This window comes from Frankia nepalensis (assembly GCF_016786325.1).
Lineage (GTDB): Bacteria > Actinomycetota > Actinomycetes > Frankiales > Frankiaceae > Pseudofrankia > Pseudofrankia nepalensis.
Window position 1 is genome coordinate 1 of record NZ_JADWYU010000190.1, and the last position, 26117, is coordinate 26117.

Here is a 26117-nt window from a genome sequence, read left to right on the forward strand (position 1 = left end):
GGCCGCGACGAACGCAAGTACGACGACCCCGACCACTACGACATCCACCGCCGCTTCGACAGCCACGTCTCCTTCGGACACGGCGTCCACTTCTGCCTCGGCGCCGCACTCGCCCGCCTCGAAGGACGCATCGCCCTCGAGGAGACCCTGCGCCGCTTCCCCACCTGGGACATCGACCACGACAACGCCGTACGACTGCACACCAGCACCGTCCGCGGCTACGACAAACTGCCGATCACAGTCTGACCCACGGTCCCGCGCCGCCCGGGCGGCGCCGCGCACGTCGGCGCGCCGGCGGTCGCCGTTCCGCTCTTTCCATGGAGGTCCGGGGTCCTTCAGGGATCCGGCGTCGGTCCGGTGTCTCGCGGGGATGCGCGGTCACCGCGGCGCGGGCAGCCGGTCGACGAACCGGGCGGCGACGTCCAGCGCCGCCGCCGAGGCGGGGTGGTGGGGGGCGACGCTCGGCCAGGTGTGCGGCACGCCGGGGATGACGGACGTCGCCACCGGCACCCTGGCCTGGGCGAGCGCCGCCGCCATGGTCATCGTGTCGTCGAGCAGCACCTCGTCGCTGCTCGCGAACAGCAGCGACGGAGGAAACGTGGCGACGTCGGCGAGGAGCGGAGACGCCAGCGGGTCGTCGGCGGCGTGGCCCTGGAGGTACTGCTCCGCGGCCTGGCGGGCGGCCTCGAGCGAGAACAGCTGGTCGGTCGCCGACCGCGACCGGTAGCTGGCCGCGGCGCACCGCAGGTCCAGCCACGCCGACAGGAGGACGAGGCCCCGTGGGACGGCGATCCCGGCGCGGACGCACGCGGTCACCAGCGAGGCCGCCAGCCCGCCGCCGGCCGAGTCGCCCACGGCGACCGGGGGCGTGCCCGACTCGGCGAGCAGGTGCCCGTAGACCTTCGCCGCGTCATGGAGCGCCGCCGGGTAGGGGTGTTCCGGCGCGAGCCGGTAGTCGACGACGACCACGCGGGCGCGGGCGGCGCCGGCCAGACGCGCCGCGAAGGGCGTGAACTGGGCGGCCGAGCCCAGTCGGTAGCCGCCGCCGTGGAAGTACACGAGGACGTCGCGCGGCTCCGGCGGCGCGCACACGACGCACGGCACCCCGGCGTAGGCCGTGTTCTCGATGGCGATGCCGGGGACCGGTTCCGGTGGGGGCAGGGCGCCGAGCGCCGCGCGGCGGGCGGCGAGGTCGGCCGGCGTCGCCAGGGTGGACGGGCGTAACGCCGGCAGCGCCCAGCGGTCGGCGGCGGCGCGTTCCGCGGCCGCGGGGACCCGGCTGGAGTCGGTGGCCGTCATGAGGTCAGCCTTTCTGCGCGACCGTCGCGGACGAGAGCTTGTGCGAAACTTTTTTCGTCAAAGCGAAACATGCGGGGCGTTGCGGTAGCGTGTTCGCCCAAACGGCCCACGCTCCGGGGAGCACCTGATGGCGAGACCGGCACCCGCCGTCGACAAGGCACTGAAGATCATAGATCTTCTGGTGACGCACCGCGGCGAGCAGTTCACGATCTCCGATCTCGCGCGGCGCACGGGCAGCAGCCTCGGCTCCGCCCACGCGGTGCTCGCCGTCCTCGAGCAGACCGGCTACCTCAGCCGGCACCCGACCCGCAGGACCTATGGGCTCGGGCCGGCCCTGGTGAGCGCCGGCATGGTGGCGCTCGAGCAGCATCCGGCGATCCGGGCCGCCGCCGACCAGATTCCCCGGCTCGCCGGCGAGCTCGACGCCGACGTCGTCGTGACCGCCGCGACGCCGACGGAGATCGTGTTCGTCGCCGTGGGGGGGACGGGCTCCCGGTACGGCCCCGGTTTCCGGGAAGGCGAACGGGTGCCGCTCGTCCCGCCGCTCGGCCTGGTGTTCATGGCGTGGGCGCATCCCCTCGAGGTGGCGGCGTGGCTGGGGCGCGCCCCGGCCACGCTCGAGCCCGACCGCGTCGAGCGTGGGCTCGCGGCCGTGCGCGACCGGGGGTACGCGCTGGGACTGGCACTGGGGCTGGCACCGGGCAGCCGGGAGGAGCCGCGGGGGTTGGCCGCCCTGCGGGACGACTACGACCTCCCGACCGTCGAGCCCACCCGGAAGTACGACCTGGGCATGGCGTCGGCGCCGGTGTTCGACGCCGACCGCCGCGTGCTCGTCGCCATCACCGCGTCGGGCTTCTCACCCGGCCTGACCGGGCGCGACGTCCTCGACATCGGGGAGCGGGTCCGCGCCTGCGCCACCGTCGTCACCAAGCAGACGCGGGGGCGGCTTCCCCTCTGACTCCCCCCGCGCATCCGCCTCTTCCCACGTGACTGGCTCGTCCCGCGCGCGTTCCGACTCCTCCCGTCGGCGTCGGGCCTCCTGGCGTAGCAGCGAGATCAGGTCCATGTCATGACGCCCGGAAGAGGGTCTCGTAGTCGACGCGGTGCCCGCGCTTCTCCAGCTCGGGGATGACCTTCGTGCCGAGGAGCTCGAGGTTGCGCATCACCTTCTCGTGCGGCAGCGTGCCGAACTGCGTGTAACACAGCAACTGGTCGACGCCCGCCGCCTCGTACCGGAGGATCTTCTCGAGGCACTCCTCGGGCGTCCCCACGATGATCATGTCCTCGTCGGTGTACTTCCTGATGTCGATGTCGCCCCTGATGGTCGGCTCGAGCAGCGGGAAGACCTGCGCCTTCTCCTCTTCGGGCAGGTGCGCGAGCTCCCACTGGAGGGTGAACTCGGCGAGGTTCTGGTACCACCACCGCACGGAGTCCCAGAGGCCGTAACGCTCGGCCTCCTCGGGGTCGTCGGTGCAGTGCACGAGGGTGTAGGCGCCCACCCGGTCGTTCGTGAACTTCGGCAGCGGCGCCTCGCAGGCGGCCTGGCCGCGGCGGTAGGTCGCGATGTGCTCGGCCATCTTGTCGACCGGCTGCATGAGCGCGAACGACAGCAGGCCGAGGCCGAGTTTTCCGGCGTTGTAGGCGGACTGCTCGCTGGCCGCGGCCAGCCACGCGGGCGGATGCGGGTCCTGGTACGGCCGGGGCGTGATGAAACGTTCCGGGAAGTCGATGGTCGGCGATTTCCAGCTCAGCCGCTCGTTCGTCCACGCGGCGATGACGAACTCGAAGGCCTCACGCCACATTTCGCGCGACCGGTCGTCGGCCGGGACGCCGAAGGCGAGTTGCTCGTTGGGCGTCGAGCGGCCGGTCCCCCACTCGACCCGGCCGCCGCTGAGCACGTCGACGGTGGCCACCTTCTCGGCGACCCGCACCGGGTGCTGGAATCCCGACGGTAGGAGCACGACGCCGAAACCGAGCCGGATGTTCTCGGTGACCTGGGACAGCGCCCCGAGGATCGTCTCGTTGCACGGGGCGGCCGACCGCCCCTCCCGGAAGTGATGCTCCACCACCCACGCGGTCTGGAAGCCGAGCGTGTCGGCGAAGGTGATCTCCTCGATCGCCTCGCGGTAGGTCTGCTGTTCCGCGCGCTTCTGCCCAAGGGGGAACGGCTCGGAATACGGGCCTGTCTTCGGCTGGAACTCGTACAGTAAGTCGAGTTTCATCTCGGTTCCTTTCGGTTCCTTTCGCGGCCGTGGAGGTTGCGCGTCCCGCCCTTCACCAGGGCATGGTCACGCCGCCGTTGGGGCGCAGGATCTGGCCGGTGACGAACCGCGCGGCGTCCGACGCGAGGTACAGGGCCGCCCAGCCGATGTCCTCCGGCGTCCCGATCAGACCCAGGGGCGAGCGCTCCCGCATGGGCCGGAGCACGGCGGCACGCCGGTCCTCGTCGACGGAGCCGTCGGGGCGGGCGTAGTGGCGCCGCGTGATGTTCGTTTCGACCAGGCCGGGCGCGATCGCGTTCACCCGGACCCCGGCCTGGCCCAGCTCGACGGCCAGCGTCCTGGTGAGCTGCACGATGCCGGCCTTGGACACGCCGTAGGCGGCCAGCCCGGGAGCGGCGGCGTCGACCGCGCCCGAGGCCATGTTGATGATGCTGCCGCCACCGGCCGCCGCCATCGCCCGGCCTGCCTCCTGGCAGCCGAAGAGCACGCCCTTGAGGTTGACGGCGAGCACGTGGTCGAACTCGGCCTCGTCGAGGTCGAGCACCGGGACGTCGATGATGATCCCGGCGTTGTTGCAGATCACGTCCAGGCGGCCGTGCTCGGCCACCGCGGACGCGACGAGGCCCGCGACCTCGTCGCGGCGGCTCACGTCGACGGTCGCGGCCTTCGCGACGCCCCCTTCGCCGCGGATCAGCCCGGCCGTCTCCTCGGCCGCCGCGGCGGAGATGTCCGCGCAGACCACGGCCGCGCCCGCCGTCGCGAACACCTGGGCGACGCCGCGCCCGATGCCGCTCCCGGCGCCGGTCACGATCGCGGCGCGTCCCGTCAGGTCGGTCGGGATGGCGGGCCGCGCCTCGCCGGTCACGAGGACTGTCCGGTCGCGGTCAGGTAGTCGGCCTCGGAGAACCGTCTCGACTGGGCGGCGTCGAGGCCCCACAACGAGTGGATGCTGGCGCCGCCGTCGACGACCAGGGTCTGCCCGGTGATGCGCTCGGCGAGCGCGGAGCACAGGAACAGCACCGCGTTCGCGATGTCGTGTGCCCGGGGCGCGGCGAGCGGGTTGATCCCGTTGACGGCGTACTCGCCCGGCGGCTGGTCCTCGTTGCCGCTGCCGACGTTGCCGGGGGCGACGGTGTTGACCCGGATGCCGTAGCGGCCCAGTTCGTCCGCGAAGGTCTTCGCCAGCGAGATCACGCCGGCCTTGGCCGCGCCGTAGGGCGCGTGGAAGCCGGCGGCCGTGATCCCGTCGACCGACGTGAGCGCGACGATCGACCCGCCCGTGCCCTGCTCGATCATCCGCCGGCCGGCGGCCTGGAACAGGTAGAACACCTGCGACAGGTTCTCCCGGAGGGTGTCGTCCCAGACCTGGGCGGTGAACCGCTCCGCGTTGCCCCAGGTGGCCCGGCCGATGATGTCGACGCACACGTCCAGCCCGCCGCCGAGCCCGCGCACCGCCTCGCCGAGGGCGCGCTCGACCTCGTCGGGCACCGTCATGTCCGCGACGACCGGGAACGCGTTGCCGCCCGCCGCGGCGATCTCCTCGACGATCCCGTTCGCCCGGCCCTCGTCGATGTCGACGCAGGCGACCGTCGCGCCGGCCTCCGCGAGCCGCAGCGCGGTGAACCGGCCGTGCCCGGCGCGCTCCGGGATGTAGCCCGCGCCGGAGACGAGGGCGCGTTTCCCGGTCAACCCCAGATCGATCACTCTCATTGCTCCTTCGCTTCGGCCGATCCAGCTCCGGCCGGCTCGCGGCGCCTACTGGCGCCGTACGGGTGATCGGTTCGAGTTCGGGGCGGCGCGTCGACAACGTGGTCGGGGTTGCCGCGCCGGACGAACATCGGACGCGGCCCGCGGCAGGAGGCCGAACTCATCTCGTTCGCGGTCCGCCACAGATAGCGGACAGCCGCACGCATAAAGCTGCGCGCATACTTTCGTTATAGCGAAAGATCCTTCGCTTCCTGAATTATGAAAGGTCCCCGTCGCGACTGTCAACAGGCCTGCCGAGATCCCGCGGGCCGGTAGGGTGGCGGCGGCGGCCGCTGGCCGCCGCGGCGGTGGGGCCCGCCGTACCCGAACCGCGGCAGCCCGCCGCCAACGGTCCCTACTTGTGACGAGTCGCGCCCGGGCTGGCCCTGGGCGCCGCGCAGGTAGGGGGTGCCCGTGGCCCGCGTCGAGCGGACGACCGGACCGACCGACTCCGACGTCGACCTGCATGTCCCCGCGCAGCGCTCGGAACTTCGACGCGCGCCGATTCCGACGCTGGCGGTGATCTCCGCCGGCGGGGTGCTGGGATCATGCGCCCGCTACGGGGCGTCGCTGGCGTGGCCGACGCCGCCCGGGGCGTTCCCGTGGACGACGTGGGCGGTCAACGTGACCGGGTGCGCGGCGATCGGCGTCCTGATGGTCCTGATCGCCGAAGTCCGCGCCGCGCATCCGCTGGTCCGGCCATTCCTGGGCACCGGGATGCTGGGCGGGTTCACCACCTTCTCCACCTACGCCGTCGACGCGCAGCGGCTGGTGGACGAGGAGCGGGCCGGGATGGCGCTGGCCTATCTGGTGGTGACCGTGCTCGGCGCGCTGGGCGCGGTCTGGGTCGCCGCCGTCATGACCCGGCGGTACGCGAGGAGGCGGATATGACGAGGCTGACCGGCCGGGCGCTGCGGCTGACGGTGTTCATCGGCGAGAGCGACCAGTGGCACCATCGGCCGCTGGCCAGCGAGATCGTGCACCGTGCGCACCGCTCGGGGCTGGCCGGCGCCAGCGTCTTCCACGGGGTGGAGGGGTTCGGTGCCTCGTCGGTCGTGCACACCACCCGGCTGCTGTCCCTGAGCGAGGACCTGCCGGTCGCGGTGGTCATCGTCGACGACGAGCCGCGGATACGCGCCTTCCTGCCCCAGCTCGACGAGCTCGTCCGCGAAGGACTGGTCATCCTCGACGAGGTCGAGGTGATCCGTTACGTCGGTCGAGAGGCGGGCCGGTGAACTTGCTGCTGGTGATCGCCGGAGCGGCGGTGGGCGCGCCGCTGCGCTACCTGACCGACCGGGCGGTGCAGGCCCGCCACGACGCGGTCTTCCCGTGGGGGACGTTCGCGGTGAACGTCGCGGCCAGCCTGCTGCTCGGCCTGGTCACCGGCGCGGTGGTGGCGGGAGCCGCCTCGCAGCGGGTGGCGTCGCTGGTCGGAACCGGGCTGTGCGGCGCCCTGAGCACCTATTCGACGTTCTCCTACGAGACGCTGCGGCTGGCCGAGACCGGCTCACGGATGCTCGCCGTGGCCAACGTCGTCGCCAGCGTGCTCGCCGCGTTCGCGGCCGCCGTCGCCGGTACGGCGATGGCGCGGGCGATCTGGGCGTGACCCACCCCGCGCGCCCTGCCGCGCCCTGCCGCCGGTTTCAGCCTCGTTGGTTTTCCTGGCCGTCAGTACGGGTGGCGGTCGGGCTTGCGGCTCCAGGTCGCGTATGCCTTCTCACCCAGTTCCGGGCTGAGCTGCTCGACGTGGATCGAGCGCTCGGCGAGCGGCCGGGCGAAGTCCTCATACTGGAAGGCATCGCTGAAACCGATCGTCCGGGTCGCGTCGAGGTCGCTGCTGTAGTAGACGTCGCTGATCCGCGACCAGTAGATGGCGCTCATGCACATCGGGCACGGGATGCCGGCGGTGTATAGCGAATAGCCAAGCAGCATCCGGGCGCGCTCGGGAACCAGGTCAGGCGAGCCGGGTGGCCGGGCGGCGAACTGAAGCGTCGCGTGGTTCTGCTCCTCCGGGCTGATCGTCGGCCCGTCCGGGTTGAGCACCTGGACCGCCTTGCGGATGCACTCGACCTCGGCGTGCGTGGTGGGGTCCCCGGTCAGCAGCACACGGTTCTGGGAGCTCTACCCACCCACCTCCGCCGACGACCGCGCATGGGTGGTGGTGTTCCGGTTCGGAACCGTCGGCCAGCTCCGCGCATGGCTGGACTCGCCGGATCGGCGGCGCCTGCTCGACGAGGGCCGTGACCATGTCACCGGCTTCGACGTCCGGAAGGTCGGCTCCGCCTTCAGCGGTTGGTTCCGGTTCGGTGAGGCGGGTGGCCGGGAGGCGCAGGCGCCGCCCAACTGGAAACAGGCGATGATGGTGCTGCTCGCGCTCTACCCCACGGTCATGGTGCTGAGCCTCACCGTCAGCAAGGCGCTGACCGACGGCGGGGTACCCGAGTTCCTGGTCTTCTTCGTCGGCAACATCCTGAGCGTCGCCACACTGACCTGGTTCCTCATGCCCCTCGTCAACCGGGTCTTCGCCTTCTGGCTGGTGCCGGGAGTCGCCAGGACACGGCGGCGGCAGGCCGCCGGCGCGGCCCTCGTGATCGCCTGCTACGCGTTTTCCCTGCTCGTGTTCGGGCTGACCGGCTGGCTGACGGCCGACTAACCACATACCGGGACGGGTCGGCGCCCTGGCCGGCCGGGGGTGTGCGCCGTCAGCTGTCGGGTAGCCCCGTGCTCGGGGAGGGAAGTTGCATGTCCGGATGCCCGGCCTGCCTGGGACCGCGCAGCGACGTGTGCGCGCCGAGCGAGGCGCTGGTCGCCCTGGTCGATCTGCTCCGGCGGCGGCTGCGGATGGAGGTCGCCTGCCTTGGTCGCCTCGACGGGGACCTGCTCGTCATCCAGGCGGTCTGCGGCAACATCCACCCGTTCGACCTGTCGCCCGGCTGCACCATCCGCCGCGAGGCCGGGGTGTTCGGACGGGTCATCTCCGGGGAGTTGCCCGAGCTGATCCCCGACACCCGGCGCGACCCGCGCACGGCCGACACCTCGTCCATCCGCGAGCTGGGCATCGGGGCCTACGTGGCGACGCCCGTCCTCGACACGAATGGCGACGTCTACGGCCTGATCGGCAGCGCCCACCGCGCGCCCCAGCCGTCCCTAGGCGCACGCGACCTGCGGTTCCTGCATCTGCTCGCCGGGTTCCTCACGGACTACGTCTCCGACCTGCGCAAGATGTGGGAGGTCCGCAGCCGGGTGTGGCACCGCGTGCACGACCTGATTCACTCCGGCGGGCTGCGGATCCACTACCAGCCGATCGTCGACCTCGTCGCCGGGCGAACCGTCGCCGTCGAGGCCCTGACGCGGCTCCCCGATCCGTCACGGCCGCCCGCCGCCCTGTTCAGGGACGCCGCGGCGGCCGGCCTGGGCCCCGAACTCGAGACCGCGGCGATCCAGCGGGCGCTGCCGGCCCTGTCCGACCTGCCAGCCGGTGTCCGCCTGGCCGTCAACGCCGCTCCCTCGACCGTCGCCAGCGGGCTCGTCGATCTCCTCCTCGACACCGGCCAGGCCGGCCAGCTCGCCGTCGAGATCACCGAGCATGAACACATCCACGACAACCCGCGCCTGCTGGCCGCCGTCGGCGCGCTGCGCAGCCACGGCGTCCTCATCGTCGTGGACGATCTCGGCGCCTGCTACTCCGGCCTGGAACTCCTCCTCTACCTGCGCCCCGACGTCATCAAGATCGACAGTTTCATCATCCGGACCATGAGCAGCGATCCGGCCCACCGCGCCGTCGCCGCCGGCATCACCACCATCGCCAGCGAGATCGGAAGCCGGGTCGTCGCCGAGGGCATCGAGTCCCCCGCCGACCTCACCGCCGTCCGCGCCGCCGGCATCGGCTGCGGGCAGGGATTTCTCCTCGGCCGCCCGACCCCGGACCCGCTCACCGCCTGCCACGCGCCCCCCGGCCCGCCGCTCGCGCACCAGCCCACGGTGGCGGCCCGTTGAATCCGGCTCCGCGCTCCGAGGACCTCCTCCGGTCGTGGGACGCGGACCCACGCCCCAGAATGCTCCGCGACGGTCATCTGATCCACGCGACAGGTTCCGCGGGTGGCCACGGGTGACGACGGACAGGCGGGCCGGCGGCGCGCGAGAGCCGGTCCCGCGCCGGCCGGATCCGTCCTGGTCAGACCACGATGGGTAGCTTCTCGTAGCCGCGGACCGTGCTGGTGTGCAGGCGCACGGCGGCCGCGCGGTCGATGTCCCAGGTCGGGAAGCGCTTGAGGGTCTCCTCGATCGCCACCCGGCTCTCGAGGCGGGCGAGCCCGGCGCCGAGGCAGAAGTGGATGCCGTGGCCGAGGGAGACGTGGCTGTCGAAGCGCCGGTGGATGTCGTAGACGTCGGGGTCGTCGTACTTGCGGTCGTCGCGGCCGGCGGAGCCGGTCAGCAGCAGGATCTTGGACTTGGCCGGGATCCTGGTGCCGTGCAGTTCGACGTCGCGGGTGGTGACCCGGCCCTGGACGGGCGAGGGCGCCTCGTAGCGCAGCGTCTCCTCGAGGGCGTTCGGGATGAGGGACGGGTCGGCGGCCAGCTCGGCTCGCTGGTCGGGGTGGGCGGCGAGCAGGTCGCACGCCCAGCCGAGGAGGCGGGCGACGGTCTCGGTGCCGGCCGCCGTGAGCAGGGTGGTGAAGTCGGTGGCCTCGCGCGTGGACAGGCGGCGGGTGCCGCCGTCGGCGGCGCGGACCTCGGCCTGGACGAGGGCGGTCATCAGGTCGTCGCGGGGCGCGGCGCGGCGTGCCTCGATCTGCTCGGCGAAGTAGACGTGCAGCTTCCTGGCGGCCGCGACGGCGATCTCGTTGGCCATTCCCGCGGTCTCGTCATGGTGGAAGGTCTCGTCGATCGTGCGGCGGACCTCTTCCCGGTCGGCCGGGTCGACTCCGATGAGCCGGGAGATGACCATGGAGGGCAGCTGCGCGGCGAATTCCTGGACGTAGTCGAATCCCCCGCCGCCGACGAGCGGATCGAGCAGCTCCGCGCAGATCTCGCGGACGACCCCCTCCAGGCCGCCGACCCGGCGCGGGGTGAAGGCCCGGGAGACCAGCACCCGCAGCGTCGTGTGGACCGGCGGATCCATGAAGATCATTTGCCCGGTGTCCCACGGCTCCGGGGTCATGATCTCCAGCACCGTGCCGTAGCGGGAGCTGTAGGTCGCCGGGTCCAGGTGGGCGTCGTCGACGTCCTCGAACCGCGATAACGCGTAGAAGTCGAACTTCTCGTTCCGGTACACGGGCCGCTCGTCCCGCATCCGCCGCCACAGCGGGTGCGGATCCACGTCGATCACCTTGTCGTACGGATCCCAGTACAGATCCTCGGTCACGATGGCCTTCCTTCACTCGCCGCGGTCGCGGCGCGCAGGAGTCGGAGACGACTCGATGGGATGCCGTCACTCGGGCAACGAGCGGTCCACACACGACCTCCGTCTCGTCGCCGACAACGGTCATCGACTGGCGGCACCCGGCTGCCCAGAGGGCGCGACCTTCGCGATCGGCCGTCGCCGGCCCGGCGACCGGGACCCCGCGCCACACCGGCGCGATCGCCGATCGCTTTCCAGTGCGAGGAGTATGCGATCGTCGATCGCATACTGTCAAGATGGTGTTTGATGGGTGGGATGGAGCGGCGATCACTTGCGGAGGGCGGCGGCGCCCAGTTCGACATAGCCGGGCGCCCGGCTATGTCGCGCACGCGCGAGACCGCGACTCCCGCGCGCGGCATCGGCGCCCCGGAGCCCGGACCAGGCGAACTCGGACCGGGCGGGCCCGGACCAGTGGAGCCCGAATGCGGAGAGGCGCCACCCGAGGCGGGGTCGGCCCGCTGGTGGGCCCAGCGGGCGGCGTCCGCGGGCAGGCGGCGCCCGCGCCCAGGAGGGCTGTCCTCGGAACGCATCGTCGAGGCCGCGCTGGATGTCCTGCGGGAAGGCGGGATGGACGCGCTGACCCTGCGCTGCGTCGCCGAACGGCTCGACACCACCATCGCCTCGCTCTACCGGCACATCGCCAGCCGCGACGAGCTGATCGCGCTGATCGCCGATCACGTCATGGGCGATATTCGGCTCGACCGCACCGGCCGAGGCTGGCGAGCCGACATCGAGGCATTGATGCGGGACTTCCGCCGGATCGGTATTGACCAGCCGCTGCCGTCCTCGGCGCGGAACAGGTCGGGCTACGGGCCGAACATGCTGCGCGTCGTCGACGCGGCGCTCCGCCTGTTCCTCGAGGCCGGCCTGACCGAAAAGAAGGCGGGCTACGCGACCATCACGATGCTGGAGCTCATGGCCAGCTCCGCGGTCCTGCGGGTCCACCGCGGCCAGGCCTCGGGCAGGGCGAAGGGGTCCGACGGATTCGGCGAGCTGCTCGACCAGCTACCGGCGGACCAGTTCACCGCGCTGCGCACGTCCGGGGACTTCTACGTCTCCGCGCAGGCGGACGACATCTTCGAGCACAGCATGGCCCTCTTCCTCGACGGCGTGACCAGCCAGCTCTCCGCGAGCCGCCCGTAACGATCATGGCCGGTGCCGGCCGGCTCGCGGTCGGACGCGCGTGCCGCCGCGGCGGCGTCCGGCGTCGGGCGTGGCCGGCCTCGGTGCCGCCACGGAGATCAGGATGATCCCGAGGCCGCAGAGCAGCAGCGCGCCCAGCGCCACCAGCACGGGCGGCATCATGCCGGTGAAGGGCAGCCAATCCCCCTGTTCGGTCGGCCTGGCGCCCGCGCCGGCCGGACCGGCCGGGCCAGCCGGGCCAGCCACCGCTCCCGCGCCTTCCGCGACGCCCGCCTCGGGGGGACCCGCCGGTTCCGTCCCTCGGCTCCCGAAGCCGCCGCCGACGACAACGCCGACGACGACGCTGCCGGTATCGCCCCTGCCGCCAGCGCCGACGAGCGTGAATCCGACGGTACTGCCCGCGGCGACGACCGGTCCGCCGCCGGCCGGCTGCCCCTTGGCGACGTCGGCCGCGCACAGCGCGCCAGCGGCCGACATCAGCAGCGCCACGCCGAGAACGATCCCTCGAACCGCGTTCACCGCGGCGCCGCGAAACCGCCTCGCCGGCCGGAATGGACCTGACATATCGCTCCCCGACAACCGCGCCCACAACCAGGCGTTTCCGAGATCACACGTCCGTCTGGCCGAAATCCGCTGTGAAAAATCCTCGCGACAAACCGCCGGAGAACGCGGATCCCGGTCCCCCTCTCACGACGGGACCATACGGCCGGCCCTCGGTTTCCGCGCGCCGGGCGGGCACCGATGCGGCCATCGACCGTACAGCCGTAAATGAGCGTGTTGCGCGTTGGCCTTCTTCGCGGCCGAGACCGACCGGTCGTCGAGGTCTTCACGCGGTTCGCCCGCGGTTCGTCCACGAGCACGCGGATCACGCCGACAGTGGGCCACACCGGGCGCCGAACGGAGGCGCTCTCGCGTACGGCGAACTCGTCACCGTGGCGTTTCGCCGGCCCCTCGCGTTTCGATCATGACGGGGACGCGCTCGCTGACGGCCGTCGGCGGGTGTGCCGCGCCCGGTCGGTTCGCACTGCGGTTTTCCGCACCTTGCTGGGTGGGCGCACCGGATAGTCCGTCCGACCGGGAATGCCTACCGTGACGTCCGTGAAGACGATTCGTCGCCTGCTGCCAGGGCTCGTGTTCGGGCTGCTGCTCGGCGCGCTCACCGCCGCGTCATTCGGGTTCACGGTGCTGCTGTGGATCGCCGCGGTATGGAGTCTGGTGACCGGGCCGACGGGTCACTGGGTACTGAGTGTGATCTATGTGGCGACGGCCGTCGCCGCGCCGTTGCCGCTGTTGTGGTGCGTGCACGGCCTGAGCACGCTGCAGCGTGACCGGCTGGGCCGGATGTCCGGGGTCCTGATCGAGCCGCCGCCGACGAAACGATCGTGGCGGGCCGTCGGTACCTGGCGCCAGCTCGCCTATCACCTGGCCACGGCCACCCTGGTCCTGCCGGTACTGCCCAGGACGGACGAGGCCATGGCCCGGCGGCTGCTCGGGCCCAGCCAGGCCGAGGCGCTGGCGCTGCGGGTCGAGAGCCTGGCGCGCAGCAGGGCCGACGTGGTCGCCGCGACCGACGCCGAACGGCGCCGAATCGAACGCGACCTGCACGACGGAACGCAGCAGCGGCTACTCTCGCTGGCGATGAACCTCGGCATGGCCCGCGCCGCCCTCGTGGACGCGCCCGACCCGGCCCGGACGGCGATCGAGCAGGCGCACGACGAGGCCACGCTGGCCCTGACCGAGCTACGCGAGTTCGTCCGCGGGCTGCATCCGGCCGTTCTCGACGACCGGGGGCTCGACGCCGCCCTGTCCGGGATCGTCGCTCGCTCGCCGCTGCCCGTCACGTTGCGGGTCGACGTCCCCGCGCGCTGCGCGCCCAGCATCGAGGCGATCGCCTACTTCGTCGTCTCGGAGGGGCTCGCCAACGTGGTCAGGCACGCCGAGGCCACGAAGGTCGAGGTGGTCGTCGAACGGGCCGGCGACCGGTTGCGCGTCGCGGTCACCGACGACGGCCGAGGCGGAGCGGTGATCGCCTCGGAGAGGCTCCCGGCGGGATCGGGTGGCTCCGGGTTGCGGGGGCTCGGGCAGCGGGCGGCGGCCGTCGACGGGACGCTGACCGTGACCAGTCCACCGGGCGGCCCGACGTCGGTGGTCGTGGAGCTGCCGTGCGAGTAGCCCGGTGCGAGTAGTTCTGGCCGAGGATTCGCTGCTGATCCGCACCGGTCTGACCACGCTGCTCGGCGGTGGTGGCTACCAGGTCGTCGCGGCCGTCGGCGACGCGGACGCGCTGCTGCGGGCGGTCGCCGAGCACGAGCCCGACCTCGTCGTCGTCGACGTCCGGATGCCGCCCACGCACACCGATGAGGGCATCCAGGCCGCGCTCGTCCTGCGGCGCCAGTACCCACGGACCGCGGTCGTGGTGCTGTCCCAGTACGTCGAGGAGCGTTACGCCACCGACCTGCTCGCCGGGGACACCAGCGGAGTCGGGTACCTGCTCAAGGACCGGGTCGCGCAGGTGCCGGAGTTCCTCGCGGCACTGCGCCGGGTCCTCGGCGGCGGAACCGCGCTCGACCCGGAGGTCGTCGCGCAGCTGATGGCGCGCGGGCGCCGCGGCCCGCTGGATCGGCTCACCCCCCGGGAGCGGGAGGTGCTGCGGCTGATGGCCGAGGGCCGGTCGAACACGGGTGTCGCCACGGCGTTGCGGGTCAGCCACAGCGCCGTTGAGAAATACGTGAGCAGCATCTTCACCAAACTCGACCTGCCGCCGTCCGACGTCGACCACCGACGGGTGCTGGCGGTTCTCAAGTTCCTGAACGGATGAGTTCGCATCCGGCGGCGGCCGGACACGGTTGATGACCGGCGGCCGGACACGTGTGGCTGCCCGGTCGCCGGTCATCTACGACGCCTGCGTAGCGATCACGCGCCCTGACACACGGCGTGGTCGATCAGGTCCCATGCCGCCTGGCGGACCGGCCCCTCGGCGTTGACGTTGAGGGAGACGACGGCTGTCGTGGCGCCGTCCTCGCTGACCGCGCTCACCGTGTGGAAGCCGGGCACGTCGCCGTTGTGCGTCCAGGCGCCTCCGCCGCAGCTCAACGGCCTCCAGGCGAGGCCGAGGCCGTATGTGCCACCCGCCGGCTGGTCGTCTCCCGTGGTCGGTACGGTTCGGCGCATCTGCTCGGCCAGTTCCGGCGTGACGAGCTCTCCGCTGCCGACCGCCCGCCAGAACCGGCTCAGGTCGTCGACGGTGGTGACCAGCGAGCCGCCCGCCCCCGCCCACGTCATGTTCTGCTCGGGGTGCTCGACCGTCGTCCCGTCGAGGACCTCGTATCCCTTGGGATGCGGGTCCGGCAGCACGGTCGCCGTCCCCGGCTCCGACGTGTGGGCCATCCCCAGCGGTTCGAGGACGCGGCGCGCGACCTCGGTGTCCCAGCTCCGGCCGGCGACCTCTTCGATGATCATTCCGATCAGGGCGTAGCCGGTGTTCGAGTAGTCCCACCCCTGGCCCGGCGAGAAGTCCGGCGGCGACTGCAGCGCCAGCGTGACCAGCTCCCGTGGGGTGAAGGTCGTGGCGAGCAGTTCGCGGTAGGCCTCCATGGAGTCGACCCGGGCGAGCAGGTCGTCGGTGTAGTCGTGCAGACCGCTGGTGTGCTGGAGCAGCTGCCGGACGGTGATCGACGCGCCGTCGTTGCCGTTGCCGGTGACCACACCGGGCAGCCACCGCTCGACGGTGTCGTCCAGCGTGAGCGCGCCCTCCTCGACGAGCTGGAGGACGACGATCGCGACGAAGGGCTTGGTGTTGCTCCCCATCCGGAAGTAGCCGTCCACGTCGAGCGGGGTGTCGGCCTCGACGTCGCTCACCCCGCTGGTGCCACGCAGCCGCTGCGAGCCGTTCACCTGCGCGATCACCCCGACCGCCCCGGCGTCTCGGACGGCGTCCAGATCTCGCTGGAGCTCGGCCTGCCCGTACCGGGGCGCCGCTGGCGGCGGCGAGGGCGTGGAAGCCTCGCCCTCGCCGTCACTGGTCACCGCGCGCGTCAGCACCCATATTCCGGCGATCACGACGAGGATCACGACCACCGCCTTGAACCTTCCCCTGCTGAACACGATGCTCCTCACCGTCGGAGGGGATGAACCGATCCCGTTTCGCCCGCTTTGGGCGCGTCTCCGACCGTAGAAAGCGCAGCTCGGCCGCACGATCCGGTTTCCAGCCGGTCGTGGTGTGGATTTCCGCAGGGTCCTGCTGGGGTCGGCCGGACGGCCGTCGCCTTCCGGAAGGACCGGGCCGGGGCGTCTGGGCCTGCTGTCGCCCCGTCCCGGCCGCCCTCGACGCGCCGCGGGCCGTGTTCAGCACGACCGAGTAGTGCCCATGCCCGGCAAGGTTCGCCCGGTGCCCACGTGCGACCACGCGCTCGTCCTGACCGACGTCACGGGCAATCGTGTCAGGCACCAGAGCCACGGCCGACACCATTTCGTGACCCTGACGTCTGGCTGGACGTCCGGGATCCTCCAGGTGTCTGCCCGACGCGGGAGCGGAGGCGGTCAGGATGTCAGCCCAGGCCTCCGCCGGCCCTGGCGATGGGACAGCATGGGCGAGTTCGGTGAACACGGCCGACAGCCGCGGCGCGGGCCGTGGGTCGGCGTCGATGGCGAGTTCCGCGGCGGCGACGGACCGCGGTTCTGGTCTTCTTCAGCCGCGGACTTTGAGCATCTCGTAGAGGACGGTCCAGTTCTCGGTGCCGCGGCCCGCGGTGACGGCCTCGTCGTAGTGCGCCTTGACGGCTTTGGGCAGCCGTGTGTCGATGCCAGCCTTCGCGCTCGTCCACACGATGTGGTTCGCTGTGGCGCCCATCATCCGCGCCGTGCTGAGGTCGCCGGGGTGTTCGCCCGCTTCCAGGCGCCGGGCCAGCTCCCGTCCGTCCCCGATCATCGCCGGGATGTCGGCGAGGGTGTTCAGCGCGCCGGGTAGGAAATCGGCGGCCGGGACACCGGCGGCGGTGACGAGGGCGGTGGCGTGGAGCAGGCTTGACAGGGCGGTGAGGAAGACGTCGAGGTGCGCCTGGTAGAAGAGCTGAGCCAGTCCTGGGTCCTCTCCGAGGTATCTTGGTTCGCCGATCAGGCTGAGCGTCGGTTCGTGTGTTTCGAACACCACGCGGGGCCCGCTGTAGAACACATATGCCCCTGGGCCGCCCACGGCGGGGGCGGGAACCATCACGCCTCCGGTCACGAAGCTCGCTCCCTGTCTGGCCGCCCAGGCCGCCGCGTCCCGGGAGGCGTCGGGTGTGTCCGAACTGAGATTGACCAGGACCTTGCCGGCGAGCACACCGGAGGTTCGCGAGCTCTCGACTACCGGGCCGAGGATGTCGTACATCGCCTGGTAGTCCGTGAGGCTGAGGATGGTCAGCTCACTGGCGGCGACCGCGGCCGCCGCGGTGGGCGCCAGCGTCGCGCCCCCGGCGAGGAGGTCGTCGGCGCGCCCCGCGGTGCGGTTCCACACCGTCACCGGATGACCGGACCGCAGCAGGGACACGGCCGTCGCTCGGCCCATCGGGCCAAGGCCGACGACCGTCACGGAGGTCGGACCGCCCGCGCCGCTCATCGGGACTTCCTGAGCTCTTCGAAGATGCGGGCGGTTCCCTGCCCGCCGTACCCGGCCGCGATCTGCCGGCGCACGACGTCGAGCACGGGCCGCAGCACCTCGACGTTGACCCCTTGATCGAGGCTGGCCGTCACCAGCGAGGCCAGCGCGGCTTCGGTGAACTCAAGGCTCTGTTGGCCGGCCCCGCCGTAGTCTTCGGCGTCCACCGTCGCGGCGAGGCCAGCCAGCTGGCCGGTCATGGCGGCGAGGAAAGGCGTCTGTCGTCGGGCGAACTCGGCCGCCGACACGCCAGCGGCACCGACCATCGCCGCGCCGTGCAGGAATCCGGCGAACATCGTGTACATCCCGACGAGCATCGCCATGTCACGGAGCGAGGCCATGCCGGGGTCGGCCCCGAAGTAGTCGCTCCGCCCCCACAGGTCGAACAGTTCCCGGTTCTCCTCGAAGGCGGCCTCGGGTCCGCTGTAGAAGACCGCCGCGTCCGGATGTCCGATCATCTCGGGTACAGCCATGATCGCGCCGTCAAGATAGGTGATGCCGTGCTCCGCCGCCCAGGTCGCGAGCCCGCGGGCCTGGTTCGGTGTCGTCGTCGTCAGATTGATCACGGTGCGTCCGGCCAGGTCGGCGGCGAACGGATCGAGCACGGCGCGCACCGACTGATGGTCGAACAGGCACACGACGATCACTCCATCGTCGGTGATCGCCTTGTCGGCGGTCTCGGCAACGGTGGCGCCTCGCTCGCCGAGCGCGCGCGCTCTGCCTGGAGTGCGGTTCCACACCACCGATGGTCGGCCGGCGTCGAGAGCCGCGGCGGCGAGCGCGCTGCCCATCGCGCCGAGGCCCAGGAAGGTCGTACGGGTCGTCATGGACTGTCTCCTGCTCCACTTGGCGGTCTGACTGGCGCGCCGACCCGACCCTCCGCCCATGCCTCCCCACCGGCAAGTACCTACAATTTTGTTCAACACATACCAGGAAGTAAGTGTCCAGCTCAGGCGAGGTGGAGGTCTGATGGCGACGAGCGCGCGGCGCGGTCCGTACGTCTGCGGCATAGACGCCGGCATGGACGTGGTCTCCGGGAAGTGGAAGTCGCTGATCCTCTGGGAGCTGAACAACCACGGAGTCCGGCGGTTCGGAGAGCTGCGGCGCGGCCTTCCCGGCGTCAGCGAGAAGATGCTCATCCAGCACCTGCGCGAGATGGAGGAGGACGGCCTGGTCCACCGCGAGGTGTATCGCGAGGTCCCGCCCCGGGTCGAGTACTCCCTCACCGAGCACGGCACGTCCCTCAACGAGGCCCTCCGCGCGCTGGGCGAATGGGGAAAGCGACGGTGCGAGCGCCTCGCCGCCGAGGGCGCGCTCGAATCCGTATGACCACCCGCGCCGGCGGTGTCGTGTTCCGGGTAGGCAGGTGCGCGCCGACGGTATGCCGACGCAACAGGGCTGAGCCGGCCCGGGGCATCAGCTCTGTCGTACGCGGTAGCTCTGTCGTACGCGGTCACGCCATACGCGGCCCGGCATCAGATCCTTCCCCGCGTCACCCGACGACGAGAGTCGATGTTCCTCGCCCGGACACCCCGGTCAGGCCGGGGTTGTAGTCGAATGTTCCCGCTGGTGTGAGCACCAGCGGGAAGGTGCGGCCGGCGGGGCAGGACACGAAGGTGAACGAGCCGGGGAGCAGCCGCGGCTGGCCCGCGGCCGGATGCGCGGGTATCCACCCGGTGGTCGGGCTGAGAGCGAAAGCCTGGCAGGTCAGTGCGGTGGCATCGATCGTGACCGGCAGGCCCTGCACCGCGAGGGTGGTGGTCCCACGGCCCGACGCGTAGCCGATCTGCGGGTCGAAATCGACCCTGCCGTCGGCTCCGACGGTGAACGGAACAGGTGTGCTACCGGCGACGGTGAAGCTGTACCGCCCGGGCAACAGCCGCACGACCTGCGACGTCCGCGAGTTCAACCACCCCGTAGCCGGAGCGATACTAAACGCCTGCGCCGTCAACGACGTCGCATCCACCGTGACCGGCAAGCCCTGCACCGCGAGCGTGGTGGTCCCACGGCCCGACGCGTAGCCGATCTGCGGGTCGAAATCGACCCTGCCGTCGGCTCCGACGGTGAACGGAACAGGTGTGCTACCGGCGACGGTGAAGCTGTACCGCCCGGGCAACAGCCGCACGACCTGCGACGTCCGCGAGTTCAACCACCCCGTAGCCGGAGCGATACTAAACGCCTGCGCCGTCAACGACGTCGCATCCACCGTGACCGGCAAGCCCTGCACCGCGAGCGTGGTGGTCCCACGGCCCGACAGGTAACTGATCTGCGGATCGAAATCGACCCTGCCGATCGAGTTCACCGTGAAGGGGACGGCCGCGCTACCCGGTGTGTGCACGGTGTACCGGCCCGGCGCCAGCTGCCGGGTGTGGGTCACCCGCGCGTTCAGCCATCCGTTCACGCCGGAGAGGCTGAACGACGAGGCGGACAGCGCGGTGAGGTCGAGCGTGGTGGGAGCCGCGGCGACCGTGAACCCGCTCATCTGGCGCTCGGCGGCCTCGATGACGGCGGGGTCGGCCTCGTACTGGACCGGGTGGATCGGGCCGGCGTCGGCGAGGTTCGGTAGCCCCTGGAAGTCGAAGAAAAGATTGTTCCAGTCCTCGAACCCGTTCAGAGGAGTGATCTTGTTGTCGTCGGTGCCGTCACCGTCATCGTCGTTGTTGATATCCAGGGAAAGGTTGGTGTTATTCGGCGGCGGGCACGTCGCGCCCTGCAGGGTCTCCATCATCGAAGCGTCGACGCTTTGGTCCCAGTTTTTGGTGAGATCGAGTGCAGGGCCCAAGCCGGCGCATTCATCGAGACTGTTCTCGTCAAGATTCACGACGATGCGGCTGTAGTCACAGCCACCGGGGAGCTGGACGGTCGCGAGCGGCCCCGAACGGAACACCAGGCATCTTTGGAACGCGTAGTTCATGACGCTGGGGTAGTTGGGCTTTCTGTTCACGTCGTCCCCGCCGCCGTGCTTGAGCCCGAGGGTGTGGCCGAGTTCATGCATGAACGTGCCGGCCTGCTCGGCGGCGTTGCCTACCGAGAATCCGCTGTCTTCGTCGACGCCGAGGTCCCCGCGGTCGCACGGGTCCCCGTCTCCGTCCGTGTCACCGGCGCAGTCGTTGTCGTCCGGTTCGTCGACGTCGTTCCAGGGGTCTTCGTCCGTGCGCCCGTCGCCGTCGTCATCGATCCCGTTGGACGCGGTCGGGGTCCAGCACGGAATTTCGGGCGCCGAGTCACTGTCGAGATTACGGCCGCCGCCCAGGGTGACCATGAAATCGTTGCCCTTGATGTCCTCGGCCCAGCCACTGGTGCAGTCGTTCGCTTGGGCCCGCGAGTTGGTCTGGTGGCCGAAGATGGCGTAGCGGAAGATGTCCTCCCGCTGGGAATAGCTGAAGTTGGCGCCCTTCAGCTGATGGAAGTCCGTACCGGGCCACCCGTTGGTTCCGTCCCAATCTATGATCTCGTTGCCCGCCTCGGGGATCTGGCTGCCGCCACCGCCCAGGTTGCCGATGCTTCCCCTGACGCCACCGGAGCCGTTGATCTGGACGGAGCCCGGGCCGTACAGCGGGCCGGTGTCGAGGTGAAGCTGGATGCCGGTGGTGCCGTCGCCGGGATTCGACACCGGCGCGGCGGCGAACGCTCTGACGACGTCAGTCAGCGCGGACTGGTCGGGGCAGTGTGAATGGCTGGCCGCGACCAGGCAGTCGACCTCGACGAAGACGTCCTTGCGCAGCGGGTTGGCACCGAGCGCCGGCAGGTCGACGTAGACGTTCCCGGCGGAGTCGTATCCGTGGTATCCGTACGTCTCCCAGCTGTCGAACAGGGCGTCTCCGTCGGCGTCCCCGCTGGCCGAGAGGGTGCTGGCCGCGAAGCAGAGCCGGACCGCCCGGCCGCCGGAGCCCTCGGCGCAGCCGGGCCACGCCACGTCCCCCGACCACTTGCCGTCTGCGAGATTGACGGTGAGCGCAAGCGTGCTCGACTCGGTCGGGCTGACGTCGGCCTGCTGGTCGTCGATGATGTCGTCGTCGTCCCAGATTTCGATGGCGACAGGTACGCTGCCCAGGGCGCTGTCCACCGTCTGGGTAATGGTCCAGGACTTCGGTGGTGTCAGCTTGTACGTACCGCCCGGCCCCGCGACGGTGCCGGTACCGACACTGAACCCGAAATCGAACCGGTTCGCATAGGTGTCCTGCCACGGGCCGCCGTTGATGGACACGCGCGCGTAGAAGTCGCCGATCGGGCCGTCGATCAAAGGAATGTCGTCGATGCCCTGGCCGATCTGGATCAGTTTGGTGAACGAGATGGTGACCGGAACCGGCGTCCCGGCCGCAGCGGGTTGGGCGGTCACGGCGCCGACGGTGAACGCCGCCAAAGCGGCCGCGGCAGCGGCGGCCAGGCGGCATCTCCATGGCCGGCGGTCACGTGCCGACGACACTCCCGCGGGACGCGTCCCCGCCGGTGCCGAAGCCACGAGGCTGCACAGCAGATGTGGCGCGCGCCGCCGCCCCGCTAGTTCACCCCTGGTCGACCGGGCATTGCTTCGCCCAATTTTCAGCATGCGACGGGCCCCCGTTCCGCCGGCACTGTGTCCCGGGCGCGACCCGCCGAAGGACAAGAGGAGCATAGAGGTTTGAAGTGGTGACTGGGAACGGTCTCGCCAAGAATTTCGAGACCGTGACACAGTCAGGGCCTATGGAGTCATGTTCCCGTTGGCCGGCCCGCCGCCGGTCGCGAGAGCTAGGTACGGGGCGCTGTCGCGTTCGGCGGAGGCGAGGCATGGCGGATGCGGGTTACCGCCCTGCTCAGAGGGCCAGAGCGAGTTCGGTGAATGCTGTGGCGAGCCGGCGGTGGTGTTCGGTGTCGGTGGCGAGTTCGTAGTGGCCGCGCCGGGCGTTCTCGACGGAGGCATGCCCGGAGGCGATGACCTGTGCGGAGCGGGGCATTTGAGCCCTCGCATCGGCCACAGTCGACCATGATCGACCTCGACCTTGTTGTTCGTTACCACACGTCGATGTGGTGACTGGCGGGTAGCTGTTCGTCGAGGACTCGCGGATAGGCCGGAGCCCGGTCGGTGGTCGGGGACTACCTGCGATGTGGGTTCGTCGTCCGCGCCTACCTGGGCCTCTCGCCGTGCCGGATCTGCGGTCGTGACAACGGCTCCCTGGAACTGCGCGACGGAACCTACGTCTGGCCGGAGGGGCTGGCGCACTATGTCGCCGACCACGGCGTGTCCCCCCGAGCCGTTCGTCTCCCACGTGCTGGCGACGACCGAGGCGTTCGAGGCGGCTGGCCGCGACGAATCCTGGTGGCGCGGCCAACACCAGTGATCAGGCTAGAGATCCACTACGGCCGACCACCGCCAATGCCCGCGCTGATCGGCCGTACCCAGGGTCCGACGTCAATGCTCGGCACAGGTCAAACCCACGGCGGCCTGGCCTGGGTGGACGGCGCGATGCGGCAGTCGCCAGCAGCGCACGCCGGCTCGGCCGCTCGCTCTCTCACGGCGCGCGGACGTCCTCCTGGCGATCGAGGTGGTCTCCCGCGGCTCAGGCAGCGACGGGAAGATCGGGGACGCAAGATCACCGAGCACGCGCTCGCCGGCATCCCCCAGTACTGGATCATCAACTTCGACCCCGAACCGCGCATCCAGATCCTGCGCCTCACCGACGACCTGGGACGCTACGGAACGCCACAGGTGTTCAGCGGTGACGACACCGTCAAGATCGAGAACCCGTTCCCGGCCTCGTTCCCCTCGTCTGACCTGCAGGACTTCACCTAGCCACCACCCGCCGCGGGCTGGGAGGACGTCGACGAGCTGTCCGTGCCGGTCGACGGCTCGATAGAAGCAGGCACGATGGCCTGCGATCTTGACCTAGGTCTCATCAACATGCCACCCGTGGCTGGACATAACCCTCAATATTCCATCTGTCGAGAATCGCGTATTCTGCCGGATCGCGGTCGAGCACCGCGAAAGGCCGGTCGTTCCCGGTTAGCGGTCCATTCATCGGGTAGAACTGCGCCGCGACGGTTACGGCGTCGCGGGGCGTAACCCCTTCCTGCCGGGTTTTTCGAGCCAACAGTCGGGAACCGACGAGCCTCCTGTTAACGTGGGCCGCGGTGACCCACCATTCGGCTGCGCTATGAACGAGTTTCGAATGTCAGAGGTGAGAACAGATGACGGCTACCATCTCCAAACATCGCGTGATGGCGGCTGCGACGTCGATCGTGCTGGCCACCGCGGGTGTCGGACTGCCAGCGACCGCCATCGCCGCGCCGACGGCGCATGCGACCGCCCCGATCGCGAGAGTCACCACCCACAGCTGCTATGATCAGGGATACGACGACGGCTGGTGGGACGGCTTCTGGGACTCACTCGTCGGATCGGAAACTCCAGTCGTCCCCGCGCCGCCGGTCGAGTGCCACGATGGCCTTGACTATAGCGACTATGTATCCGGTTACCTCATCGGCTACGCCGCCGGCTATTAATGAAACGGGAGTCGCTGACCGGTTTCCGGCGCCTTACGTCTCAAGGGAGAAGTCCGGCTGCGAGGTGCTGCTTCCGCTGGTCCCGTTGGCTGGCGCGGCTGTGATGAGGACGCTCGCGGAAATGGCCCGACCCGGCTCTCCGCACGCCAAGCCGGCAGACCGCGGTAGGCGATGACAGAGAGTTGGCGGCGGGGGGCGGTGGTCGGTCTGGGATGTTCGCGAGCTGGGGCTGATCCATCCGCGCGGCAGCCGTCCTCCGAGGGACATGCCCCCGGAGGACGGCTGCCGGTCGACAAGAGCTGTGCGCCGAGCGCGCGACCGAACACACCCGAAACAAGGCCACCGGGCAGGGCCACCGCCATCCCCGCCGAGGCCGCGAGGAGAAGTGCAAGCGCCGCCCCCACCGCCGCCTCCCACCGTGGGCTCCACCATCCGGTCGACTTGACCGGTGGCGTCCCCCTCCGTCCCGCGCCAGCGCCCCCCAGCCACCCGCCGCGGGAGCGGGGCCGCCGTCGGACAAGGCGAACGGACCGCCCCAAGCGGGCAGGCCGCGCCGTCACAGTCACAACGCGAACATGCGAGAGCCCTGGGTGGTCGAGCACCTGTCGACCAGTCCCTGCTGAAGGTCGACGACACGCCATCGGGCACCCGGTTTCGCATGCTGGAGACGGTGCGGGAGTTCGGCGAAGCCAGGCGGAACGCCGCGGGCGAGACCGAGCGGGTCGTCGAGGAGTTCCCGGCCTGGGCCCGGGCCTTCGCCATCGCGTGTCATGACGGTCCGCTCGAGCGCGCGAGCCGGCGCCGGCCGCCGAGTGCGTACGGGGCCGAACACAACAGCCCGCCGCGGGCGCTGCGCTTGGGGCTGGCGGCCAGCGGCGGCACCACCGTCGTGGCGAACTGGCCGGTGACGCCTATAGCCGCGCGGACCGCGTCCGGTTCCGCCGCCAGGTCGCGACCTGCGACGGGACAACATCCGCCTCACCCAGGTCCTCGAGTTCTCCCTGGACCGCCGCTGAGGCGCTGCCCGCGGGAGACCGGGCGCGGGAGAGCGGCCGCGTCGCGTGGCACGGCCACCGTCGTTGAGTAATAGCAGGGCACGGGGGGGGGATCACGAAGGACGGCGTGACCACGTTGATCGAAAGCAGCGGCTGGTGCTCATGGCGCCAGCCGCTGTCAGCGCTCAGGACTAGAATTGACCACAGTCGGTGCATCCGGCGGACCAGCCGATGTCATAGCCGTCGGAATAGCCGTCCAAATAGCCGTCGCTGTAGTCCGAGGCGTCCTTTGTGATAGCGGTGGTGGAGTGCGCGGGAGATGCGGCGGTCGCGGCGGTCGGTACTCCCACACCGGCGGTGGTCAGCAATGCCAGAATCGCGGCCGCCGTCATGCGACGGCACTTCGACGTAGTAGCCATGAACAGCTCCATCCTGTGACATCGGATCTCGTCCCCCAGACGGGGGAGCGGCGTCCGGAGACGGCCGCGCGGCGAGCGCGCCATCATCTCCCTTCCATTCGCCTGGCCGGAAATCCCCATGGAAGGCGATACCGAGGGTCGACGGCGGACTGGTCACGCGTCGTCATTTTTCCCGGGAGGCCGGACGCCAACCAGGCGCGCCCGTTTTATGGATGCTCCATGACCGGCTTGCCCGGGGAAAGACCCCTCTTATCTGCGCCGATCCCCCGGCGCGGCGCGAGTCCAGCCGGTCTGGGAAAGTCCCGTCCGATATGACTCATGTGCGGACGGCGCGCACATTCATTCGCAAGACTCCGGCATGTTTGCGTTCTGTCCGGCTTGTCGCGGGAAGCCGTGGAGGTTGAGCGCGGCGGCGGCGGTCTTGTGGGCGCGGCGGCCGGGCGGGATGTAGCGGTAGCCGGCGCGGCGGAGGACGTTGACGACGGCGCCGCGGAAGACGTTGACGACGGCGCCGCGGAAGACGGCGAGGGACGCGCCTGTCCCTTTGACCCGACTTTTGTCAGGCTAGTGCGCACCGCACGCCCGACCAGCCCTTGACAATCTTGCCGTCACGGACCGTTAGGCCGGGCGGCCGCCGGAGGGCTCTGCCTGCGAGCGAGTTGGCACTCTGTGGGTAAAGACGTTGACCACGCGGGGCTGGTGGATCCGGCCGAGGGTGCAGCGGCGCGGGGCCGGGCCGTCAGCTAGTGCGCACTTTTCACCGCCAGCGCCGACATCCTC

The 26117-nt window shown here is 70.6% G+C and carries 24 protein-coding genes and 2 pseudogenes; 13 read left to right on the forward strand and 13 right to left on the reverse strand.

The window, feature by feature from the left end; all coding sequences use genetic code 11:
- A partial coding sequence (locus I6A81_RS28660; protein ID WP_203004036.1) for a cytochrome P450 occupies nucleotides 1–246 on the forward strand: 246 nt, incomplete at its 5' end.
- A 132-nt stretch (nucleotides 247–378) separates the two neighbouring features.
- Here I6A81_RS28660 and I6A81_RS28665 read toward each other — a convergent pair.
- Complete coding sequence (locus I6A81_RS28665) at nucleotides 379–1299, reverse strand: alpha/beta hydrolase (RefSeq protein ID WP_203004037.1); 921 nt, start codon at nucleotides 1297–1299, stop codon at nucleotides 379–381.
- A gap of 127 nt (nucleotides 1300–1426) precedes the next feature.
- On the opposite strand from I6A81_RS28665, the gene I6A81_RS28670 reads away from it, so the two are divergent.
- On the forward strand, nucleotides 1427–2257 hold the full coding sequence (locus I6A81_RS28670; RefSeq protein WP_203004038.1) for an IclR family transcriptional regulator: 831 nt from the start codon (nucleotides 1427–1429) through the stop codon (nucleotides 2255–2257).
- Nucleotides 2258–2366: 109 nt separating this feature from the next.
- On the opposite strand, the gene I6A81_RS28675 is transcribed toward I6A81_RS28670, so the two are convergent.
- The 3 genes from I6A81_RS28675 to I6A81_RS28685 are packed head-to-tail and all read right to left on the reverse strand — an operon-like array spanning nucleotide 2367 to nucleotide 5225.
- Nucleotides 2367–3521, reverse strand: coding sequence for an LLM class flavin-dependent oxidoreductase (locus tag I6A81_RS28675; protein WP_203004039.1), 1155 nt, complete (start codon nucleotides 3519–3521; stop codon nucleotides 2367–2369).
- A gap of 52 nt (nucleotides 3522–3573) precedes the next feature.
- Nucleotides 3574–4386, reverse strand: a complete 813-nt coding sequence (locus I6A81_RS28680; RefSeq protein WP_203004040.1) for an SDR family NAD(P)-dependent oxidoreductase — start codon at nucleotides 4384–4386, stop codon at nucleotides 3574–3576.
- Nucleotides 4383–5225 (reverse strand): SDR family NAD(P)-dependent oxidoreductase, encoded by an 843-nt coding sequence (locus I6A81_RS28685; RefSeq protein ID WP_203004041.1) that lies wholly within the window; start codon nucleotides 5223–5225, stop codon nucleotides 4383–4385. The genes I6A81_RS28680 and I6A81_RS28685 overlap by 4 nt, the downstream gene beginning before the upstream one ends.
- A 450-nt stretch (nucleotides 5226–5675) precedes the next feature.
- On the opposite strand from I6A81_RS28685, the gene crcB reads away from it, so the two are divergent.
- The 3 genes from crcB to I6A81_RS28700 are packed head-to-tail and all read left to right on the forward strand — an operon-like array spanning nucleotide 5676 to nucleotide 6873.
- Nucleotides 5676–6158: a fluoride efflux transporter CrcB gene (gene crcB / locus I6A81_RS28690; RefSeq protein WP_307874987.1), complete on the forward strand. Its 483-nt coding sequence runs from the start codon at nucleotides 5676–5678 to the stop codon at nucleotides 6156–6158.
- The gene (locus I6A81_RS28695; protein WP_203004042.1) at nucleotides 6155–6502 is read left to right on the forward strand and encodes a DUF190 domain-containing protein; all 348 of its coding nucleotides are present in this window, start codon (nucleotides 6155–6157) and stop codon (nucleotides 6500–6502) included. The genes crcB and I6A81_RS28695 overlap by 4 nt, the downstream gene beginning before the upstream one ends.
- On the forward strand, nucleotides 6499–6873 hold the full coding sequence (locus I6A81_RS28700) for a fluoride efflux transporter FluC (RefSeq protein WP_203004043.1): 375 nt from the start codon (nucleotides 6499–6501) through the stop codon (nucleotides 6871–6873). The genes I6A81_RS28695 and I6A81_RS28700 overlap by 4 nt, the downstream gene beginning before the upstream one ends.
- Before the next feature lie 62 nt (nucleotides 6874–6935).
- Here the strand turns inward: I6A81_RS28700 and I6A81_RS28705 are convergent.
- Nucleotides 6936–7382, reverse strand: a pseudogene (locus I6A81_RS28705) (nucleoside deaminase); the annotation flags it as partial.
- Here I6A81_RS28705 and I6A81_RS28710 point away from each other — a divergent pair.
- Together I6A81_RS28710 and I6A81_RS28715 are read left to right on the forward strand one after the other, a co-directional pair.
- Nucleotides 7348–7920 carry a hypothetical protein gene (locus tag I6A81_RS28710; protein WP_203004045.1) on the forward strand — a complete coding sequence of 191 codons (573 nt, stop codon included), beginning with the start codon at nucleotides 7348–7350 and terminating at the stop codon, nucleotides 7918–7920. The pseudogene I6A81_RS28705 and the gene I6A81_RS28710 overlap by 35 nt on opposite strands.
- Before the next feature lie 89 nt (nucleotides 7921–8009).
- Nucleotides 8010–9263, forward strand: coding sequence for a sensor domain-containing phosphodiesterase (locus I6A81_RS28715; RefSeq protein WP_203004046.1), 1254 nt, complete (start codon nucleotides 8010–8012; stop codon nucleotides 9261–9263).
- A gap of 178 nt (nucleotides 9264–9441) precedes the next feature.
- Here the strand turns inward: I6A81_RS28715 and I6A81_RS28720 are convergent, their stop codons facing one another.
- The gene (locus I6A81_RS28720; protein WP_203004047.1) at nucleotides 9442–10632 is read right to left on the reverse strand and encodes a cytochrome P450; all 1191 of its coding nucleotides are present in this window, start codon (nucleotides 10630–10632) and stop codon (nucleotides 9442–9444) included.
- A gap of 354 nt (nucleotides 10633–10986) precedes the next feature.
- Between I6A81_RS28720 and I6A81_RS28725 the strand changes: the two genes are divergently transcribed.
- On the forward strand, nucleotides 10987–11811 hold the full coding sequence (locus I6A81_RS28725; RefSeq protein ID WP_203004048.1) for a TetR/AcrR family transcriptional regulator: 825 nt from the start codon (nucleotides 10987–10989) through the stop codon (nucleotides 11809–11811).
- 3 nt (nucleotides 11812–11814) lie between these two features.
- Here the strand turns inward: I6A81_RS28725 and I6A81_RS28730 are convergent, their stop codons facing one another.
- Nucleotides 11815–12300 carry a hypothetical protein gene (locus I6A81_RS28730; protein WP_203004049.1) on the reverse strand — a complete coding sequence of 162 codons (486 nt, stop codon included), beginning with the start codon at nucleotides 12298–12300 and terminating at the stop codon, nucleotides 11815–11817.
- A 609-nt stretch (nucleotides 12301–12909) separates the two neighbouring features.
- Between I6A81_RS28730 and I6A81_RS28735 the strand changes: the two genes are divergently transcribed.
- Both I6A81_RS28735 and I6A81_RS28740 read left to right on the forward strand, forming a co-directional pair.
- Entirely contained in the window at nucleotides 12910–13983 is a 1074-nt protein-coding gene (locus tag I6A81_RS28735; RefSeq protein WP_203004050.1) for a sensor histidine kinase, read from the forward strand.
- 4 nt (nucleotides 13984–13987) lie between these two features.
- Nucleotides 13988–14629 carry a response regulator gene (locus I6A81_RS28740; RefSeq protein ID WP_203004051.1) on the forward strand — a complete coding sequence of 214 codons (642 nt, stop codon included), beginning with the start codon at nucleotides 13988–13990 and terminating at the stop codon, nucleotides 14627–14629.
- A gap of 95 nt (nucleotides 14630–14724) precedes the next feature.
- On the opposite strand, the gene I6A81_RS28745 is transcribed toward I6A81_RS28740, so the two are convergent.
- The 3 genes from I6A81_RS28745 to I6A81_RS28755 all read right to left on the reverse strand — a co-directional run bounded on the left by I6A81_RS28745 (nucleotide 14725) and on the right by I6A81_RS28755 (nucleotide 18273).
- Nucleotides 14725–15915 carry a serine hydrolase domain-containing protein gene (locus I6A81_RS28745; RefSeq protein WP_203004052.1) on the reverse strand — a complete coding sequence of 397 codons (1191 nt, stop codon included), beginning with the start codon at nucleotides 15913–15915 and terminating at the stop codon, nucleotides 14725–14727.
- Between the two features lie 583 nt (nucleotides 15916–16498).
- Nucleotides 16499–17407: an NAD(P)-dependent oxidoreductase gene (locus I6A81_RS28750; protein ID WP_203004053.1), complete on the reverse strand. Its 909-nt coding sequence runs from the start codon at nucleotides 17405–17407 to the stop codon at nucleotides 16499–16501.
- A complete protein-coding gene (locus I6A81_RS28755; RefSeq protein ID WP_203004054.1) occupies nucleotides 17404–18273 on the reverse strand; it encodes an NAD(P)-dependent oxidoreductase in 870 nt (289 codons plus the stop codon). Before I6A81_RS28755 ends, I6A81_RS28750 begins: the two co-directional genes overlap by 4 nt.
- A 142-nt stretch (nucleotides 18274–18415) precedes the next feature.
- On the opposite strand from I6A81_RS28755, the gene I6A81_RS28760 reads away from it, so the two are divergent.
- The gene (locus I6A81_RS28760; protein ID WP_203004055.1) at nucleotides 18416–18775 is read left to right on the forward strand and encodes a winged helix-turn-helix transcriptional regulator; all 360 of its coding nucleotides are present in this window, start codon (nucleotides 18416–18418) and stop codon (nucleotides 18773–18775) included.
- A 163-nt stretch (nucleotides 18776–18938) separates the two neighbouring features.
- Here I6A81_RS28760 and I6A81_RS28765 read toward each other — a convergent pair whose 3' ends face one another.
- A complete protein-coding gene (locus I6A81_RS28765) occupies nucleotides 18939–21809 on the reverse strand; it encodes a zinc metalloprotease (protein ID WP_203031242.1) in 2871 nt (956 codons plus the stop codon).
- Nucleotides 21810–22239: 430 nt separating this feature from the next.
- Nucleotides 22240–22513 (reverse strand): annotated as a pseudogene (locus I6A81_RS44030) (DDE-type integrase/transposase/recombinase); the annotation flags it as partial.
- Between the two features lie 376 nt (nucleotides 22514–22889).
- Between I6A81_RS44030 and I6A81_RS28775 the strand changes: the two are divergent.
- A complete protein-coding gene (locus I6A81_RS28775) occupies nucleotides 22890–23216 on the forward strand; it encodes a Uma2 family endonuclease (RefSeq protein WP_238438458.1) in 327 nt (108 codons plus the stop codon).
- A 395-nt stretch (nucleotides 23217–23611) separates the two neighbouring features.
- Nucleotides 23612–23923 (forward strand): hypothetical protein, encoded by a 312-nt coding sequence (locus tag I6A81_RS28780; protein ID WP_203004060.1) that lies wholly within the window; start codon nucleotides 23612–23614, stop codon nucleotides 23921–23923.
- A gap of 1186 nt (nucleotides 23924–25109) precedes the next feature.
- Here I6A81_RS28780 and I6A81_RS28785 read toward each other — a convergent pair.
- Nucleotides 25110–25349 (reverse strand): hypothetical protein, encoded by a 240-nt coding sequence (locus I6A81_RS28785; RefSeq protein ID WP_203004061.1) that lies wholly within the window; start codon nucleotides 25347–25349, stop codon nucleotides 25110–25112.
- Nucleotides 25350–26117 lie beyond the last annotated feature (768 nt).

Coding starts and splice junctions, on each gene's coding strand:
- I6A81_RS28760 (WP_203004055.1), top strand. CDS start 18,416: ATGGCGACGAGCGCGCGGCGCGGTCCGTACGTCTGCGGCATAGACGCC.
- I6A81_RS28750 (WP_203004053.1), bottom strand. CDS start 17,407: ATGAGCGGCGCGGGCGGTCCGACCTCCGTGACGGTCGTCGGCCTTGGC.
- I6A81_RS28755 (WP_203004054.1), bottom strand. CDS start 18,273: ATGACGACCCGTACGACCTTCCTGGGCCTCGGCGCGATGGGCAGCGCG.
- I6A81_RS28670 (WP_203004038.1), top strand. CDS start 1,427: ATGGCGAGACCGGCACCCGCCGTCGACAAGGCACTGAAGATCATAGAT.
- I6A81_RS28715 (WP_203004046.1), top strand. CDS start 8,010: ATGTCCGGATGCCCGGCCTGCCTGGGACCGCGCAGCGACGTGTGCGCG.
- I6A81_RS28780 (WP_203004060.1), top strand. CDS start 23,612: ATGACGGCTACCATCTCCAAACATCGCGTGATGGCGGCTGCGACGTCG.
- I6A81_RS28675 (WP_203004039.1), bottom strand. CDS start 3,521: ATGAAACTCGACTTACTGTACGAGTTCCAGCCGAAGACAGGCCCGTAT.
- I6A81_RS28665 (WP_203004037.1), bottom strand. CDS start 1,299: ATGACGGCCACCGACTCCAGCCGGGTCCCCGCGGCCGCGGAACGCGCC.
- I6A81_RS28725 (WP_203004048.1), top strand. CDS start 10,987: ATGTCGCGCACGCGCGAGACCGCGACTCCCGCGCGCGGCATCGGCGCC.
- I6A81_RS28785 (WP_203004061.1), bottom strand. CDS start 25,349: ATGGAGCTGTTCATGGCTACTACGTCGAAGTGCCGTCGCATGACGGCG.
- I6A81_RS28695 (WP_203004042.1), top strand. CDS start 6,155: ATGACGAGGCTGACCGGCCGGGCGCTGCGGCTGACGGTGTTCATCGGC.
- I6A81_RS28775 (WP_238438458.1), top strand. CDS start 22,890: ATGCGGCAGTCGCCAGCAGCGCACGCCGGCTCGGCCGCTCGCTCTCTC.